Below are 1,367 nucleotides of genomic sequence, written 5' to 3' on the forward strand. Positions count from 1 at the left end.
CGGCCCAAACCGGATGGAGTGGGTGGCTCCTGCTCCACCGGCGTCGCGATGCGCCATACTGCAGTTGTTACCGACTGCTAAGAAAGGAGCCACCCAATGACAGTTAAAACAGTTGGACTGGATCTGGCCAAGGACGTGTTCCAGGTTCATGGGATTTCAGCCGCTGGCCGAAAGATATTCAACAAGAAGATCAAGCGCCCGAAGCTGCTTGCATTTTTCGAGACCCTTCCGCGCTGTGTTGTCGGCATGGAAGCCTGCGGCTCTGCCCACTATTGGGGCCGTGAACTCAGCAGGCTGGGTCATGACGTCCGCTTGATGCCAGCCGCCTATGTCAAACCCTATGTAAAGCGCGGCAAGACCGACGCCGCTGATGCCGAGGCGATCTGCGAGGCCGTCCGTCGGCCAACAATGCGGTTCGTCGAAGTGAAATCCGAAGACCAGCAGGCAATCCTGGCGCTGCACCGCACCCGGGATCTCGCAGTCCGGCAGCGCACGCAGCTAGCGAATATGATCCGAAGCCTTTTGCGCGAATTCGGCCATGTGCTGCGGAGCGGGATCGAGGCTGTGATCGCCTTCGCCAAACGCCACCTTGAAGGGGAACGGCCTGATATGCCGGATCTGGCAAGCGGTATTCTCGGCACGGTCTGCCACCAGTTTCTTGGCGTTCACGAGCGCGTTGAAGGCTATTCAAAGATGATCGAGAGGCATGCGCTGCTGGATGCCGGTGCCCGGCGTTTGATGCGCATGCCTGGCGTCGGTCCGATTACCGCCTCCGCCATCGTGGCGACCATCGGAGATGCTAAGCAATTTCGGACTGGTCGCGATCTTGCGGCGTGGCTAGGCCTGACACCACTCAACAAATCCAGTGGTGGAAAGGAAAAGCTCGGCAAGATCACCAAGAAGGGCGACCGTTACATCCGAAAGCTCCTGATCACCGGCATGACATCCCGTGCGCTGATGGGCAGGAAGCACCCGGAGCGCATAGATATCTGGAGCGCCAGAATCCTCGCCGAGAAACCGTTCCGGTTGGCGACGGTCGCGATGGCCAACAAGAGCGCCCGGATCATCTGGGCGATACTGACAAAACAACAGGAATATCGGCAGCCGGTCGCCTGATCGGATCGAACTGCCAGAAATGCAAGACGTTTGATGTGATGATGCGGATGTAAGTCAACCAAAAGCCAGGACACTCCGACGAAAGTCGCGGCCCTCAGAGGTCGTATTCCCGATAGGAACCTCGCTTGCGGAACTCATCAAGGCCAGCAGTCGACAACACTGGCTGCGTCAACAGGCCGAACACACGACGGTACTGACGGACCGCCGCCATCAACGCAGAAAACACTTGCAATGCAGGCGCCACCCACACA

Annotated in this window: 1 protein-coding gene; it reads left to right on the forward strand. The window is 58.6% G+C overall.

Going from position 1 to position 1,367, the window contains the following annotated elements:
• Positions 1-96 precede the first annotated feature (96 nt).
• Positions 97-1,116 carry an IS110 family RNA-guided transposase gene (locus tag ACR0L4_RS23585; protein WP_170754684.1) on the forward strand — a complete coding sequence of 340 codons (1,020 nt, stop codon included), beginning with the start codon at positions 97-99 and terminating at the stop codon, positions 1,114-1,116.
• Positions 1,117-1,367: the final 251 nt, after the last annotated feature.

This window comes from Ruegeria sp. AB5 (assembly GCF_056542645.1).